Here is a 16,088-nt window from a genome sequence, read left to right on the forward strand (position 1 = left end):
AACGCGCTCTGCACACCGCGCTCGCAAGCGCTGAGGGATGATCGGGCCATGTCCTTCCTGCGCAGCCGCGAACCCGAACGCCCTGCCGGCGCCAGCGAGGGCCGCTGCTTCCTCTACGTGCTGCCGTGCGCCTACGAGGACCTGCTCAAGATCGGCCACTCGCGCAATCCGCTGCAACGCGCACAGGCGCTGCAGCCGCGCTATTTCGAATTCTTCGATCTCGACCGCGCCTTCGCCCTGGAAGTGGACAAGGTGCGCGAGGCGCGCGCGCTCGAACACGCCTTGCACGCGCGCTTGCGCGCGCACAACGCGCCCGCGCCGCTGACCGTGCGCGCGCAGGCCGCCGGCCTGGGCGAGTGGTATCGCGGCGCCTATGCGCAACTGCAGGACGAATCCGAGCGATGGCAGGCGCAGGGCCATCGCCTGCACCGGCCGCTGGCGGCCTGGTTCGCGCGCGAACTGGCCGGGCAGGGCGATGCGCTATACGCCCGCGCCGAAGAACTGCTGTCGCAACTGCAGGGCGACACCGCGCTGCTCGACGACACCGCGCTGGCGCCGTTGCGGCGCAACCTGCTCGACACCCTCGACGCGCATCGCGCGCTCGCCGGCGATCTCGACCGGCGCCTTCCGACCGCGCTGCTGGACTGGTACCGGCGCGCCGGCCGCCCCGTTCCCTAGGCCCAACGCTCAGGAGTGCACCATGACCAAACTCGACAAACCGCTGCGGCGCGAACTGGACATCGACGGCAAGGCCTACACCCTGACCGTCGATCCCGACGGACTGAAACTGACCGAAAAAGGCCGGCGCAACGGCGTCGAACTGCGTTGGTCGGCGCTGGCCTCCGGCGACGACGCCGCGGCGCAGGCGCCGCCGCCGCAGTAACCGGCGGAATCGGCAACCCGACTGTAGGAGCGGCGCAAGCCGCGACCACGTAAGCGCAGCTGCGCCGCAGCTTTCGGCGTAGCCGCTGGGTCGCAGTCGCGGCTCGCGCCGCTCCTACAGTCGCTGCGCCCGGCCACGCTTCCCCTTGTAGGAGCGGCGCAAGCCGCGACCGCGAATCGGCGGCTGCATCGAAACTGCGCCGCAGCCATCGCGGCCGGCAGCCGATCTTCAGTCGCCACGCACCCGGAACGCCGCGCTGATGCGCGCATCGACCACGCCCGGATCCTTGGGGATGCCGTGGTCGTAGTGATGCTGCGAAGCGTGGCTCATCACCAGCAGGCTGCCGGGTTCGAGTTCGATATGCCAGGTGGCGTGCGGCCGGCGCTTGGCCCGGATGGTCATGCGCCGGGTCGCGCCGAGCGACAGCACCGCGATGGGCTGGCCGCGGACGAGGTCGTGCAGCTTGTCGTTGTGCGGGGCGACGCTGTCGCGGCCGTCGCGGTAGAGATTCAGGCCGATGCTGTCGAACGGCGCGTCGAGCACGTCGCGCACCCGCGCCGCGGCGGCGTCCAGCAACGGCGGCAGCGGATCGCGGCCGATGCGGTAGCGCGCGACCCGGCGCGGCACTTCGACCAAGCGCTCGTACATCAGCCGTTGTTCGCCGTTCCAGTCGGCGCCGTCCCACAGCTGCGCGAACAAGCGCTCGCACCAGTCCGGCGCGAACACGCCGGGCAGGTAGCGCACGCCGCCTTCGGCGTCGCGGATGGGGTGCTGCGGTTGCGCGGCGAACAGCGAGGCCTGGTGCATCGGCGCAGTCTGCGCCGGCGCGGTCTCAGTCTGCGAGACCGCGCCGCGAGCACACCCCGGCGCGGCCGGCGCGCGCCGGGTCAAGCGGTCTTGGGCCGCTTTTCCAGCTTCGGCAGGAACCAGGCCAGCAAGCCGATCGCCGGCAGGTAGGCGCACAGCCGGTAGACCGCCTCGATGCCGATATGGTCGGCCAACTGCCCCAGCGCCGCCGCGCCCAACCCGCCCATGCCGAAGGCGAAGCCGAAGAACAGGCCGGCGATCACGCCGGTGCGGCCCGGCACCAACTCCTGCGCGTAGACCAGGATCGCCGAGAACGCCGAGGACAGGATCAGGCCGATGATCACCGTCAGCACCGTGGTCCAGGCCAGGTCGGCGTGCGGCAGCAGCAGGGTGAACGGCAGCACGCCCAGGATCGAGAACCAGATGACGTAGCGGCGGCCGATGCGGTCGCCGATCGGGCCGCCGGCCAGCGTGCCCAGCGCGACCGCGCCGAGGAACACGAACAGGTGCACCTGCGCGCTCTGCGCGCTCACGCCGAACTTGTGCATCAGGTAGAAGGTGTAATAGCTCGACAGGCTGGCCATGTAGAAGTACTTGCTGAAGATCAGCAGGCCCAGCACCGTCATGGTCGCGACGATGGTGCGGCGCGGTAGTGGCGGCGCGCCGGCGGCCTTGGCGCCGGCCTTGCGCTGGGCCGGGATCTGGTCGCGATACCACAGGCCGATGCGGCTGAGGATCAGCATCGCCGCCAGCGCCGCGAACGCGAACCAGGCCACGCTGCCCTGGCCGCGCGGCATGACGATGTAGGCCGCCAACAGCGGCCCCAGCGCCGAGCCGAGGTTGCCGCCGACCTGGAACAGCGATTGCGCCAGGCCGTGGCGGCCGCCGGAGGCCATGCGCGCCACCCGCGAGGACTCGGGATGGAACACCGAGGAACCCGAACCGACCAGCGCCGCGGCCAGCAGCAGCACAGGGAAGGTGGTCGCGCGCGAGAGCAACAACAGCCCGCTCAAGGTGAAGCCCATGCCGATCGCCAGCGACCATGGCATCGGCCGCTTGTCGGTGTAGATGCCCACCAGCGGCTGCAGCAGCGAGGCGGTGACCTGGAAGGTCAGGGTGATCAGGCCGATCTGGCCGAAATCCAGGCGGAAGGACTCCTTGAGCAGCGGATAGATCGCCGGCAGCAACGACTGGATCATGTCGTTGAGCAGGTGGCAGACGCTGAGCATGGCCAGGATCGGCAGGGCGATCTTGTTGGCGGTCTCGCCGGCGGGTGCGGGCGCGGCCTGGAAGTCGGGAACGGCGGGAGCGACCGCGCTGTCGGCGGGTGCGGAAGAGGAGTTGTCCAGGGAGGTCATGGCGGAAGGCGGGCGGGGAGGGGGCGTGCCCGGCGTGGCGGGCGCGATGGCGCATTCAGTAAACGCCTGCGCGGGCTTGCCCGCGTTATAGTTCGGGTCAACATTCTTCGAGATCGGGCCAATGCGCAATGTCCTGGCCGGCCAGGCCGACCAGTTGCCCGGGCGGATCGTGGCGACCTCGAACGAGTACCCGAGCGGCCACCGCATCGCCCGCCACAGCCACCGCCGCTCGCAGCTGTTGTACGGCGCGCACGGGATCATGGTGGTCGGCACCCAGGCCGGGCGCTGGATGGTGCCGCCCGAGCGCGCCGCCTGGATTCCGGCCGGCATGGCCCACGACGTGCACGTGCTGGCGCAGATCAGCACGCGCAGCGTCTATGTCGAACCCGAGGTCAGCGCGGCCTTGCCGGGCGATTGCCGGGTGATCGGGGTGTCGGCGCTGATGCGCGAGTTGCTGCTGGAGACGCTGGACCTGCCGCTGCAGGCGCAGACCGCCGGCGGTTCGCGCCCGGATTTGATCTATTCGCTGATCGTGCGCGAGATCGAGCGTGCGCCGGTGCTGCCGCTGGACATTCCGTTCCCGGCCGAGCCGCGCCTGGCCGCGCGCTGCCGCGCCTATCTCGCGCAGCCGTCGCCGCACGACGGCATCGACGAATGGTGCCGCGACCTGGCGATGAGCCGGCGCACCTTCACCCGCCGCTTCCGCGCCCAGACCGGCAGCAGTTTCGCCCAGTGGTGCCGGCAGGCGGCGATCTTCGCCGCGTTGCCGCGGCTGGCCGCCGGCGAGCCGATCACCAGCCTGGCGCTGGACCTGGGCTACGAAAGCGCGTCGGCGTTCACGACCATGTTCAAGCGGCTGATCGGAATGCCGCCGAGCCGTTACCTGGCGACGGCGCGGGCGTATGCGCCGCCGGCCGAGCGCGCCGCCGCAACGCAGCGACTGTAGGAGCGGCGCGAGCCGCGACCGCGATACGTCGCTTGCGAGGCAGGCTTCGTCGTGGTTGCGTTGCCGTGGTCCCGACTCGCGTCGCTCCTACAGGTAGCGCATCGCCGCAACGCAGCGACTGTAGGAGCGACGCGAGTCGCGACCGCGATGGTTCGTTTACGGCGGATGCGTCAACGCAACTGCGTCGCCGCAGCGAGCGCCCCTCCCGTCGAGCCGACCTGCGAACACGTCAGCCCAGCGCCTTGGCCGCTTCGTCGATCAACGCCGCCACTTCGGCCGGCCTCGAAGCCAGCGAGGCATGGCTGGCCTCGAGCGTGATCGTCTTGTTCGGATTCATCCGCGCCGACATGCGCTGCTGGTTCTGCGGCGCGATCATGCGGTCGTGGGCGGAGATCTGGTACCAACTCGGCTTGGACTTCCAGGCCGGCGTCGAGATGGCGTCGCCGAAGGTGCTCGCCAGCGGCGCTTTCTGGGTCACCGCCATCACCAGGCCTTCCTCGGCGCTGAGGTCCTGGCAGAAGCTCTCGTGGAACTTGTCGGCCTTCAGCCACAGATAGCCGTCGCTGTCGGGGGCGAGGTTGGGCGCCGCCTCGGGCAGGTGTTCCTGGGTGATGCCGCCGGGGCTCTCGCCGCCGTCGGGCGCGAACGCGGCGATGTAGACCAGTCCGGCGACCTTGTCGTGGTTGCCGGCTTCGGTGATCACCGCGCCGCCGTAGGAGTGGCCGACCAGCAGCACCGGGCCCGGCGCCTGGTCGATCATCTTGCGGGTGCGCGCGGCGTCGTCGGCCAGCGAGGTGAGCGGGATTTCCACCGCCCGCAGGTCGGTGTAGCCCTTGCGCGAGAGTTCGACGATGGTCTTGGCCCAGTGCGCCGCGCCGCCCCAGAAGCCGTGTACGAGAACGATGGTGGGTTTGCCGCTCATGAGGATGGTTTCCAGATGGGTGAGTGCGCCAACGCCTTGCGCGCGGCCGCCGGTTGGCGTCGGCGGGCCGTGCCGGGCCGCAGTCGGGAAAGAGCCCGAGACCGCGGGAAGCCGAGATTTCCACAGCCGCAAACTAAGCCACGTGAATTGGCGGCGAGCGCTCTTTAATGTGTCTGAAGCGCGCCGGCTTCGGCGTTTCGCCGGTGCAAACGCGAACGCCGCGAGCGCTCGCGCAGTCGTCGCCAGGCGCCCAGACTAGGCGGCCGCCGCGTCCTCCACCGTTCCCGGACACCGTCATCCCATGCCCAAACGCCAGACCGCCGCTGCCGCACCCGATCCGCTCGCGAGCGCCCAGGACGAGGTCTTCTTCCAGGTCTTCCGGCTCGCGCGCCTGCACGGCGAACTGCTGGGCGACGGGCCGCTGCGCGCCGGCGCGGGGCGACGCTACGGTGGCGGCCGGGCGATGTTCCATTTCGTCCGCGAGGCCGCCTGCGAGGCGACGATCGAGCCGCTGCCCGGCGCGCGCGGGCGAAGCGTGCGGTTGCGGTTGCAGCCGGACGAACTGCTGATCCTGCCGCATGGCCATCCGCACCGGATCGCGCTGCCGGCGCGCGGCGCCGCCGCCGAACTCACCAGCGGCGTATTCGCGATCGAGGGCGTCGGCGGCGAAGCGCTGATGCGGGCGTTGCCGCCGACCCTGCACGCGCGCAGCGCCGCGTGCGAGCGCGCCGGCGCGGACGGCGCGGCGCAATGGCTGGCGCTGACTTTCGCCGCGATGCGCAAGGAGACCCGCGAGCCGAGCATCGGCAGCCGGATCATGTTGGCGCGGTTGATCGACATGGTGTTCATCTGGTCGGTGCGGCATTGGCTGGCGTCGGCGCCGCCGGGGCCGCCGGGTTGGCTCGGCGCGCTGCGCGATCCGTTGGTCGGCCGCGCGCTGGCCTTGCTGCACGCCGAGCCTGCGCACGGCTGGAGCGTGGAAGCACTGGCCGCGCGGCTGCATCAGTCGCGTTCGGGCCTGGCCCAGCGCTTCGCCCGCGAGGTCGGCGAGCCGCCGATGCGCTACCTGGGGCGCTGGCGCATGCAGTTGGCTGCGGACGCATTGGCGCGCAGCCACCTGCTGGTCGCGCAGGTCGCCGAGCGCGTGGGCTATGCCTCCGAAGCCGCGCTGGCGCGCAGCTTCCGGCGCGAATTCGGGATGTCGCCGAGCCAGTACCGCGCATCGGCGCGCGAACGCGGCGGCGCGGTTTAGCGCTGCGGGAGCGGCTTCAGTTTCGGCGCTGTTGGGTCGCCGCGGTCTGAAACAAGAGCGTCGGGCCTGGAGGCCATCCCACAAGACGGCGCTGTGCGGGACGCCGCGTCACTTGGCGATCAGCAGCAGCAAAGAACGGGCCTGCATGCCGTAGCTGGCGTTCTCGCCGCCGATCAGCGTCTCGCTGCCCGGCAACGCCACCGCATTGGGCCCTTCGTTCCAGGTCGCGGTGTCGGCGACGCGGTACCACTGTTTGCCGTTGCCCGGCCACGGCAGCTTGAAGTCCACCGCGCCGGACCAGCCGTTGTAGGCGACGTAGATCGCGCTGGCGCTGTCGCCGAATTCGCTGCCGTCGATGCGCCAGGCCAGGGCGTGGTTGTCGGCGCCGTTGAAGTAGGCGCTGTCGGCGGGCGCGCCGTCGGGCTTGAACCAACGCAGTTGCTCCATGACGTTGCCGTTGTTGTCGACGGCCGAATAGAACCCGGCCGGGCGCAGCGCCGGATGCGCCTTGCGGAACGCGATCAGGCGCTTGGTGTAGGTCTCGTGGTCGGCCTCGACCGCGCTGCGGGTCCAGTACAGCCAGTTGGCCGCCGAATCGAGGTTGTAGGTGTTGTTGTTGCCGAACTGGGTGCGCAGCGCCTCGTCGCCGCCGGTGATCATCGGCACGCCGGCGCTGAGCATCAGCAGGCCCAGCCCGGTGCGCGCGGCCTTGCGCTGGTCGGCGACGATGCCGCCCTGGTTCCAGCTCAAGTTATGGTCCTCGCCGCCGTCGGACGGGCCGTACGGCCAGGCCTGGTTGTTCTGCTTGTCGTTGTAGGCGTACAGGTCGTTGAGGGTGAAGCCGTCGTGGGCGACCACGAAGTTGATCGAATGCCAGGGCTTGCGGCCGTCGTCGCCGTACAGGTCGTTGGAGCCGGCCAGGCGCGTGGCCAGGGTGCCGGGCGTGACCGTCTCCACGCCGAGCTTGTTCTGCTTCTTGCGCAGCGCGTCGCGGTAGAGGCCGTTCCATTCGGCCCAGCCGGCGGGGAAGTTGCCGACCTGATACGAATTGCCGCCGATCGCCCAGGGCTCGGCGATCAGGTCCAGGCCGGCGCCGCCGGCGGCCGGACGCGGCGGCAGTTCGGCGACGATGCGGTTGAGCGCGTTGCCGCTGTCGTTCCTGTCGAAGTTGAAGCAGCCGTGCTGGCAGCTGTTGCCGAGCACCGAGGCCAGGTCGAAGCGGAAGCCGTCGACGCCGAGCGCGTCGCGCCAGTAGGCCAGCGAATCGACGATCAGGTTCTGGGCGACGGGATGGCGGGTGTTGTAGTTGCCGCCGACGCCGGTGTTGTCCCAGGGATATTTGTAGTCGCTGCTGAGCGAGTAATAGGCCGGGTTGTCGAGGCCGCGGAACGAGAGCAGGTTGTAGACCGTGAGTCCGTCGCTGCCGCCCCACGGGCCGCCTTCGCCGGTGTGGTTGTAGACCACGTCGATGTAGACCTTGATGCCGGCGTCGTGGAAGGCCTTGACCATCGCCTTCCATTCGCGGGTCGGCCCGCCGGCGGTCTTGTCGTAGGCGTAGCGGCGGTCCGGGGCGAAGTAGTTGAGGGTCATGTAGCCCCAGTAGTTGTCGCCCGCGGTCGAATTCGGATCGACGTCGTTCTGGTCGTTCTGCGCTTCCTGCACCGGCAGGAACTCGACCGCGGTGACGCCCAGCGCGGCCAGCGCCGCGGCCTTGCGCGCGGCGCCCTTGTAGGTGCCGCGCTCGGCCGCGGGCACGGCGTCGTCGTTGCGGGTCAGGCCGCGCACGTGCACCTCATAGATCACCTCGTCCTTGAGCGCGCGGGTCGGCTTGCTGCCGATGGCGGTGGCGTCCGCGGCCAGCGCGATGCCCTTGCTCGCGCACAGGCCGCTGTCCTTGGCGCGATGCGCGGCGCCGCTGGCGTAGATCGTGCCGTCGGCGCAGGCGGCGGTGTTGGGGTCCTGGCTGATTTCGCGCGCGTACGGGTCGATCAGCAGCTTGTTGGGATTGAAACGGTTGCCGGCGTTGTCGACGTCGCTGACGAAGCCGGTGGCGCTGCCTTTGGTCCAGCTCGCGTCGTAAGGCCAGTTCGGGCCCCAGGCGCGGTAGCCGTAGTAGACGGCGCCGGCGATGCCGTAGGTGTTCTTGATCGTCGCGGTCGGCAGCGACAGCGACCACACCTGGGTGGTCGGGTCCTTGCTCAGCGCCAGGCGCGCGACTTCCTGCGAACCGGTCGGGTTCTTGTACAGGAACACTTCGATGCGGGTAGCGCGCGAGGAATAGACGCGGAAGGCGAGATTGGCCTGGGTGGCGTCGTAGCGCGCGCCGAGCTGCTGCGCGTCGATGGCGGCGTGGGCGGGGCTCAGCGCGCAGGCCAGTGCGGCCAGGGCGAGGTCGCGCAATGCGGCGCCGGCGGGTCGCCGCTTGCTCGGTCGGTGCAGGTCCATCGTCGCCGTTCTCCGTGATCGCGCGCGCCGCGAGGGTCGCGGGCATCTGCGACGACTTTAGGAGCAAGCCGCAGCGCAGCATGGCGGGCTGCAATCGTATTCACGCGAGGCGGGCGGATGCGGGTCACAGCGCGAAGATCGGACGCCGTGCGGGAAGGGCGCGGATCGCTGCGATTCCTCCATCCCGTCATTTCGGCGAAGGCGGGAATCCAGAGACTTCGAAGTGTTGTCGCGATAAATCCCTGGATCCCCGCTTTCGCGGGGATGACGGCAGAAACGGCAGCCTCACTTGATCCGATGCTTGCCCAACTTGCGCGCCAGCGTGCGCCGGTGCATGCCCAGCCGCCGCGCGGTTTCGGAGATGTTGAAGTCGGTGGCGGCGAGCATCTCGTGGATGCGTTCCCATTCCAGCGTCTTGATCGAGGTCTGGCGTTCGGTCAGCTCGACGGTGACGTCGCCCTGCGCGCGGCCGAAGGCGGCTTCGATGTCGTCGGTGTTGGACGGCTTGGCCAGGTAGTGCAGGGCGCCGAGCTTGATCGCCTCGACCGCGGTGGCGATGCTGGCGTAGCCGGTCAGCACCACGATCAGCATGTCCTCGTCGTGGGCGTGCAGCGCCTGCACGCAGGCCAGGCCCGAGTCGCCGCCGGCGAGCTTGAGGTCGACCACCGCGTAGCCCGGCGTGTATTCGCCGAGCAGCGCCTGCACCTCGGCGAGGTTGCTGGCGTTGTGCACCAGGTAGCCGCGGCGCTCGAACGAGCGCGTCAGCGTGCGCGCGAACGCGGCGTCGTCCTCGACGATCAGCAGCCGGCGCGGTTCGTCGTCGTCGTCGTCGAAGCCGGGCGGCAGCGGCGGCAGGTCTTCACTCATCGGCGGACTCCGGCGGCGTCAGCGCGGCCAGCGGCAGGCTCATGGTCACCACCGCGCCGCTGGGTTCGCGGTTGCGCGCGACCATGCCGCCGCCGAACTGGCGGGCGACGTTGAGGGCGAGGAACAGGCCCAGGCCGCCGCCGGGACGGCCCTTGCTGGACTGATACGGCTTGCCGAAATGCGACAGCATCGCCGGGGCGAACCCCGGGCCGGCGTCGCTGACCCGCAGCACCAGCCGCTCCTCGTCGCGCCAGGATTCCAGCCCGACCCAGCCGGGCGAGGCCTCCAGCGCGTTGTCGAGGACGTTGCAGATCATCTGCTTGAGGCCCGAGTCGGAAATGATCGCCACATCCTCGCCGAAGCCGTTCTCGTAGTCGAATCCGCGCACCGGGCGGGTGCTGCGCCATTCGCCGACCAGATCGTCGAGGAACTCGGCCACGGTGGTGATCGCCGGCGCCTCGCCGCGCGCTTCGCCGGCCGACAGCAGGATGCCGGTGACGATGCTCTTGCAGCGGGTCAGCTGGGTCTGCATTTCGTCGAGTTCCTGCAGCAGTTCGGGCTGCTGGGTGAACGGCGGCATCCGCCGCCAGTCGCCGAGGATCACCGACAGCGTCGCCAGCGGCGTGCCCAACTCGTGCGCGGCGCCGGAGGCGAGCAGGCCCATGCGCACGATGTGCTCTTCCTCGGCCGCGCGCTGGCGCAGGTCGGCCAGGCGTTGGTCGCGCGCGCGCAGGTTGCGGCCGATGCGGGTGATGAACACCACCAGCAAGGTCGCGTTGAGGGCGAAGCACAGCAGCAGGCCCTGCACGTAGGGATCGCGCAGGCCGCGGGTCGGGTCGGCCGGGATCACCACCGGGCCCGCGAACGCGGTCAGGGCGATGAAGCAGGCGGTGGTCACCACCACCACCGCGCAGCTGGCCCAGGTGCGCAGCAGCACGCAGGCCAGCGCGACCTGCAGCAGGTACAGGAACACGAACGGATTGGCCGCGCCGCCGCTGAGGTAGAGCTGCGCGGTCAGGGTCAGGATGTCGACCAGCAGGGCCAGGAACAGCGCGCCGTTGGTCACTTCCTCGCGCTTGCGCCAGCGCAGCGAGCTGACCAGGTTGAACGCGGCCAGGCAGGCCAGCACGATCGCCATCGGCATCAACGGCAGCTTGATGCCGAAGCCGTAGTGGACGAAGACGATGGTGGCGACCTGGCCGATCACCGCGATCCAGCGCAGCTGGATCAGCTGGTGCATGTTCTTGACCCCGGTACCGTCGCGCGAGGCCGGGAGGGGCGGGGCGAACTGCATGCGTCGGGGCAGGGAAGCCAGGAAAGAGTGGAGGGGGACGGGGATCGAGTAGGACACGGCGCGGCGGCGGGGAAGCGGGCGGGGCGGGATCGGACGCAGGCTCGGGTCGCGGCCCGGCTATCCGGCCGCGGCGCGCCGCCGGGCTTCTTCCCGCCATACCCGCCAGCCCGCCCACAGCACCATCAGCGCCAGGGCGAACCAGGTCAGGGCGTATTGCAAGTGGTTGTCGGGGAACTTTATCACCGTGAGTCCGCCGACCGGCCATTGCGGCGCGGTGCGCAGGTCGCCGGGCAGCGGCGCGCCGCGCTCGGCGTCGACGAAGTACGGCGCGACCGCGCCGTCGAGCCCGCGTGCAGCGGCGATCGCGGCCACGTCGCGCGAGAACCAGCGGTCCTGCGCCGGCTGGTTCTGGCGCAGGAAGCCGCCGCCGGGCTCGCTGAGCCGCAGCAGGCCGGCGACCTCGATGTCGCCCGTGGGCGCGACGGCCGCGGCGGCGGTGCGCGCGTCGGGCACGTAGCCGCGGTTGACCAGCACGGTGTAGCCGGCGTCGGTGCGCAGCGGGCTCAACAGCCAGAAGCCCGGGCCCAGGTCGGTCACCGCCTGCACGCGGGTGTCGGCGCCGGGCAGCCAGCGGCCGCGCAGCCGCACGTGGCGGTATTCGTCGCGCGCCGCGCTCACCGCCGGCCACTCGGCCGGGCCCGGCGCGGCGGCGGGCGGCGCGTGCACGCGCGAGTCGACCCGCTGGATCAGGTCGTGCTTCCAGCCGCGACGCTGCAGCTGCCACGCGCCCAGCGCGATCAAGCCGGCGAACAGCGCCAGGAACACGGCGCCGATGAGCCCGAGGACGAAGGAACTGCGCGGCGGTTTGACGCTGGTCGCCATGACGTGGCCTCGTGCGTGAAGACGAGAGGGGCGAGCCGGTTGCGTGGGGATGATAGCCCTGCGTGGACCGGGGCGGGGTGGAGGTCGCGCGGTCTGCGCGCGGGACGCCGGGACAGGGCCGGCTGAAGTCTCTGGATCCCCGCGTTCGCGGGGACGACGCGGTGGCGGAACGCGGCGAGTGCGAAACCGCACTCGCCGCCAACATCGGGAAACCGCGAAGAGAAGCGCTGTCTCCTGGTTTTACGGCATGTTCCGCATCTCGTGCGGCATCGGCATCATGTTCACGTTCAAGTGGTGCATGACCCACAACGAACCGGCCAGGGTGATCACCACGATCACGATGGTGAAGATCAGCGCCAGCATGTTCCAGCCGCCTTCCGACTTCGTGTTCATGTGCAGGAAATAGACCATGTGCACGACGATCTGGACCACGGCGAAGGCGAGGATCACCGCCGCGGTGACGCCCGAGGACGGCAGCACCTTGGCCATGACCAGCCAGAACGGAATCGCGGTCAGCACCAGCGACAGCAGGAAGCCGACGGTGTAGCCGCCTACGGTGCCGTGGTAGTCGTCGTGCTCTTCGTGGCCGTGGTCGTCGTGATCGTGATCGTGATCGTGGCCGTGAGCGTTGTCGTGGTGTTGCGCGGACTGGGTCACGGCAGCACTCCCATCAGGTAGACGAAGGTGAAGACGCCGATCCAGACGACGTCGAGGAAGTGCCAGAACATCGACAGGCACAGCAGGCGGCGGCGGTTCGGCGCGGTCAGGCCGTGCTTGCCCAGCTGCACCATCAGCACCACCAGCCAGACGATGCCGAAGGTCACGTGCAGGCCGTGGGTGGCGACCAGGGCGAAGAACGAGGACAGGAACGCGCTGCGCTGCGGGCCGGCGCCCTCGTGGATCAGGTGGGCGAACTCGTACAGCTCCAGGCCGATGAAGGCCAGGCCGAACAGGCCGGTGATCGCCAGCCAGCCCTGCACCGCGGCCAGCTTGCGCTTGGTCATCGCGATCATGGCGAAGCCGTAGGTGATCGACGACAGCAGCAGCATCGAGGTGTTGATCGCCACCAGCTGCAGGTCAAACAGGTCCGCGCCCGACGGGCCGGCCGCGTAGCTGCGGCCGAGCACGCCGTAGGTGGCGAACAGCACCGCGAACACCAGGCAGTCGCTCATCAGGTAGAGCCAGAACCCCAGCAGGGTGCCGTTCTGCGGATGGTGCTTGCCCTTGAGGTCCAGGAAGCGCGCGGCCGAGGAGGCCGGCTGCGCCTGGGCGTGGGTCAGGATGGCGGTGGCGTCAGACATGGGCGGCGGCCAGTTGTTGCGTGCGCTGGTTCTCCGTGGCGGTGACTTCGTCCGCCGGGATGTAGTAGTCGCGCTTGTAGTTGAAGGTGTGGACGATCGCGGCGACCAGCATCGCGACGAAGAACACGCCGGCGACCAGCCACATCTGCCAGATCATGGCGAACGCGCAGACGGTGCTGAGCAGGGCGATGACCAGGCCGGCGGCGGTGTTCTTGGGCATGTGGATCGACAGGAAGCCCGAGGTCGGACGCTGGAAGCCGTTGTGCTTCATGTCGTGCCAGGCGTCGTTGTCGTGCACCACCGGGGTGAAGGCGAAGTTGTAGGCCGGCGGCGGCGAGGAGGTCGACCACTCCAGGGTGCGGCCCTGCCACGGGTCGCCGGTCGGGTCGCGCAGCTTCTCGCGGTTGCGGATGCTGACGAAGATCTGGATCAGCATGCAGGCGATGCCGATCGCGATCAGCGCCGCGCCGAAGGCGGCGATGACGAACCAGATCTGCAGCGAGGGGTCGTCGAAGTGGCTCATGCGCCGGGTCACGCCCATCAGGCCGAGCACGTACAGCGGCATGAAGGCGAAGAAGAAGCCGATCTGCCAGAACCAGAACGAGCACTTGCCCCAGAACGGATCGAGCTTGAAGCCGAAGGCCTTGGGCCACCAGAAGTTGATGCCGGCGAACAGGCCGAACAGCACGCCGCCGATGATCACGTTGTGGAAGTGGGCGATCAGGAACAGGCTGTTGTGCAGGACGAAGTCGGCCGGCGGCACCGCCAGCAGCACGCCGGTCATGCCGCCGATGGTGAAGGTGACCATGAAGCCCACCGTCCACAGCATCGGCACCTCGAAGCGGATGCGGCCGCGGTACATGGTGAATAGCCAGTTGAAGATCTTCGCGCCGGTCGGGATCGAGATGATCATCGTGGTGATGCCGAAGAACGAGTTGACGCTCGCGCCCGAACCCATGGTGAAGAAGTGGTGCAGCCACACCAGGTAGGACAGGATCGTGATCACCACGGTCGCGTACACCATCGAGGCGTAGCCGAACAGGCGTTTGCCGCTGTAGGTGGCGACGATCTCGGAGAAGATGCCGAAGCACGGCAGGATCAGGATGTAGACCTCCGGATGGCCCCAGATCCAGATCAGGTTCACGTACATCATGGGGTTGCCGCCCAGGTCGTTCGTGAAGAAGTTGGTGCCGGCGTAGCGGTCGAGCGAGAGCAGCACCAGCACCGCGGTCAGCACCGGGAACGCGGCCACGATCAGCACGTTGGTGCACAGCGAGGTCCAGGTGAACACCGGCATCTTCATCATGCTCATGCCCGGCGCGCGCATCTTGACGATGGTCGCGATCAGGTTGACGCCCGATAGCAATGTGCCGACGCCGGCTATCTGCAGCGCCCATATGTAGTAGTCGACGCCGACGCTGGGACTGTAGGCGATGCCCGACAGCGGCGGGTAGGCCAGCCAGCCGGCGGTGGAGAACTCGCCGATGAACAGCGAGGCCATCACCAGGCCGGCGCCGCAGGCGGTCATCCAGAAGCTGAAGTTGTTGAGGAACGGGAACGCCACGTCGCGCGCGCCGATCTGCAGCGGCACCACGTAGTTCATGAAGCCCGTCACCAGCGGCATCGCCACGAAGAAGATCATGATCACGCCGTGGGCGGTGAAGATCTGGTCGTAGTGGTGCGGCGGCAGGTAGCCGGCGTTGTCGCCGAAGGCCATCGCCTGCTGCATGCGCATCATGATCGCGTCGGCGAAGCCGCGCATGAGCATGACCAGCCCCAGCACGATGTACATGATGCCGATCTTCTTGTGGTCGATGCTGGTGAACCACTCGCTCCAGAGATAGCCCCAGAGCTTGTAGCGGGTCAGCAGCGCGACCGTGGCGATGCCGCCGATCGCGACCATGGCGAAGGTGGCGAGCAGGATCGGTTCGTGCAGCGGGATCGAGTCCCACGTGAGCCGGCCGAAGATCAGCTTGGCGAGGTTGGATTGGTCAGACATCTTCGCTCCGGAGTCCGCGTACGGACCTGCGCGCGCGAGGCGCGCGGTTGAATGCTTGCGCTGGGCGCTCAGGGCGCCAGGTTGGCGACGCCCCAGTTCGGGGAGGCGGACGGTTCGGTGACGCACATCGCCGAGAGCACCACCGGGCCGCCGCGCAGGTCGCCGCGCCGGCGCGGGGCCAGCGCGTTGGCGCTGTTGCCCAGGCCGCCGTTGGCGTCGATCATCATCATCTCGTCCATGCACATCTTCGAGGCGTCGACGCAGCGGTTGAGGATGGCGTGGTACAGGCCCGGGGCGACCGCGGAATAGCGCCGCACCGGCTCCTTCTCGCTGGGCTTTTCCAGCTCCAGGTAGCCGGCGCGTTCCAGGGTCTGGCCGGCGGCGCGGTTGCTTTCGACCCACCGGTCGAAGCCGGCCTGGTCCATGCCGTGGAACTTGAAGCGCATGTGCGAGAAGCCGTGGCCGCTGTAGTTGGCCGAGAAACCCTCGTACTCGCCCGGGTGGTTCATCACCGCGTGCAGCTGGGTTTCCATGCCCGGCATGGCGTAGATCTGGCCGGCCAGGGCGGGGATGTAGAACGAGTTCATGACCGACGAGGCGGTGATCTTGAACTTGATCGGGCGGTCGACCGGCGCGGCGATCTCGTTGACCGTGGCGATGTTCTGCTCGGGGTAGAGGAACAGCCACTTCCAGTCCAGCGCCACCACCTCGATCTCCAGCGGCTTGACGTCGGCCGCGACCGGTTGGCCGGCCTTGATCCGGTCGAGCGGGCGGTACGGGTCCAGGGTGTGGGTGCTGACCCAGGTGATCGCGCCGAGCACGATGATGATCAGCAGCGGCGCGGCCCAGATCAGCAGCTCGAGCTGGGTCGAGTGGTCCCAATCGGGCTTGTAGGTCGCCTGGGTGTTGGAGGCGCGGTAGCGCCAGGCGAAGAACAGAGTCAGCGCGATCACCGGCACGATGATCAGCAGCATCAGCACGGTGGAGACGATGATCAGGTCGCCCTGCTGACGGGCCACGTCGCCGGGCGCGTTGAGCAGGAGCGTATTGCAGCCCGCCAGCGGCAGCAGCGCGCCGGCCAGGAGCAGGGGACGGAGTAGGGACTTGATTGCGTTCATCAACCTGACGCTTA

15 protein-coding genes are annotated in these 16,088 nt (G+C 69.1%); 4 read left to right on the top strand and 11 right to left on the bottom strand.

The window, feature by feature from the left end:
• The first annotated feature begins 48 nt into the window (after positions 1-48).
• A complete protein-coding gene (locus BLV01_RS07565; RefSeq protein WP_091796183.1) occupies positions 49-678 on the top strand; it encodes a GIY-YIG nuclease family protein in 630 nt (209 codons plus the stop codon).
• A gap of 22 nt (positions 679-700) precedes the next feature.
• Entirely contained in the window at positions 701-883 is a 183-nt protein-coding gene (locus BLV01_RS07570) for a hypothetical protein (protein ID WP_091796185.1), read from the top strand.
• 228 nt (positions 884-1,111) lie between these two features.
• Here the strand turns inward: BLV01_RS07570 and BLV01_RS07575 are convergent, their stop codons facing one another.
• Positions 1,112-1,690, bottom strand: coding sequence for an alpha-ketoglutarate-dependent dioxygenase AlkB (locus tag BLV01_RS07575; protein WP_091796188.1), 579 nt, complete (start codon positions 1,688-1,690; stop codon positions 1,112-1,114).
• An 80-nt stretch (positions 1,691-1,770) separates the two neighbouring features.
• Positions 1,771-2,919 (bottom strand): MFS transporter, encoded by a 1,149-nt coding sequence (locus BLV01_RS07580; RefSeq protein WP_254782560.1) that lies wholly within the window; start codon positions 2,917-2,919, stop codon positions 1,771-1,773.
• 250 nt (positions 2,920-3,169) lie between these two features.
• Here BLV01_RS07580 and BLV01_RS07585 point away from each other — a divergent pair, with 250 nt between their 5' ends.
• Entirely contained in the window at positions 3,170-3,994 is an 825-nt protein-coding gene (locus BLV01_RS07585; protein ID WP_091796193.1) for an AraC family transcriptional regulator, read from the top strand.
• Positions 3,995-4,223: 229 nt separating this feature from the next.
• Here BLV01_RS07585 and BLV01_RS07590 read toward each other — a convergent pair whose 3' ends face one another.
• Positions 4,224-4,916, bottom strand: coding sequence for an alpha/beta hydrolase (locus BLV01_RS07590; protein ID WP_091796195.1), 693 nt, complete (start codon positions 4,914-4,916; stop codon positions 4,224-4,226).
• Between the two features lie 301 nt (positions 4,917-5,217).
• Here BLV01_RS07590 and BLV01_RS07595 point away from each other — a divergent pair, with 301 nt between their 5' ends.
• Positions 5,218-6,168: a helix-turn-helix transcriptional regulator gene (locus tag BLV01_RS07595; RefSeq protein WP_091796197.1), complete on the top strand. Its 951-nt coding sequence runs from the start codon at positions 5,218-5,220 to the stop codon at positions 6,166-6,168.
• A 108-nt stretch (positions 6,169-6,276) separates the two neighbouring features.
• On the opposite strand, the gene BLV01_RS07600 is transcribed toward BLV01_RS07595, so the two are convergent.
• The 8 genes from BLV01_RS07600 to cyoA form a co-directional block, all read right to left on the bottom strand.
• Positions 6,277-8,613: a glycogen debranching protein gene (locus BLV01_RS07600; RefSeq protein WP_091796199.1), complete on the bottom strand. Its 2,337-nt coding sequence runs from the start codon at positions 8,611-8,613 to the stop codon at positions 6,277-6,279.
• A gap of 285 nt (positions 8,614-8,898) precedes the next feature.
• Positions 8,899-9,480, bottom strand: coding sequence for a response regulator transcription factor (locus BLV01_RS07605; RefSeq protein ID WP_091796201.1), 582 nt, complete (start codon positions 9,478-9,480; stop codon positions 8,899-8,901).
• Positions 9,473-10,720 (bottom strand): ATP-binding protein, encoded by a 1,248-nt coding sequence (locus BLV01_RS07610; protein WP_091797343.1) that lies wholly within the window; start codon positions 10,718-10,720, stop codon positions 9,473-9,475. Before BLV01_RS07610 ends, BLV01_RS07605 begins: the two co-directional genes overlap by 8 nt.
• Positions 10,721-10,891: 171 nt before the next feature.
• Entirely contained in the window at positions 10,892-11,656 is a 765-nt protein-coding gene (locus BLV01_RS07615) for an SURF1 family protein (protein ID WP_091796202.1), read from the bottom strand.
• Positions 11,657-11,896: 240 nt separating this feature from the next.
• On the bottom strand, positions 11,897-12,313 hold the full coding sequence (cyoD, locus tag BLV01_RS07620) for a cytochrome o ubiquinol oxidase subunit IV (protein ID WP_091796204.1): 417 nt from the start codon (positions 12,311-12,313) through the stop codon (positions 11,897-11,899).
• Positions 12,310-12,957: a cytochrome o ubiquinol oxidase subunit III gene (gene cyoC, locus BLV01_RS07625; RefSeq protein ID WP_091796206.1), complete on the bottom strand. Its 648-nt coding sequence runs from the start codon at positions 12,955-12,957 to the stop codon at positions 12,310-12,312. Before cyoC ends, cyoD begins: the two co-directional genes overlap by 4 nt.
• Positions 12,950-14,956, bottom strand: a complete 2,007-nt coding sequence (gene cyoB / locus BLV01_RS07630; RefSeq protein ID WP_091796208.1) for a cytochrome o ubiquinol oxidase subunit I — start codon at positions 14,954-14,956, stop codon at positions 12,950-12,952. The genes cyoC and cyoB overlap by 8 nt, the downstream gene beginning before the upstream one ends.
• Positions 14,957-15,024: 68 nt before the next feature.
• Complete coding sequence (gene cyoA / locus BLV01_RS07635; RefSeq protein ID WP_091796210.1) at positions 15,025-16,074, bottom strand: ubiquinol oxidase subunit II; 1,050 nt, start codon at positions 16,072-16,074, stop codon at positions 15,025-15,027.
• Positions 16,075-16,088: the final 14 nt, after the last annotated feature.

It is taken from the genome of Lysobacter sp. yr284 (assembly GCF_900107375.1).
In the GTDB taxonomy this organism is placed as follows: domain Bacteria; phylum Pseudomonadota; class Gammaproteobacteria; order Xanthomonadales; family Xanthomonadaceae; genus Lysobacter.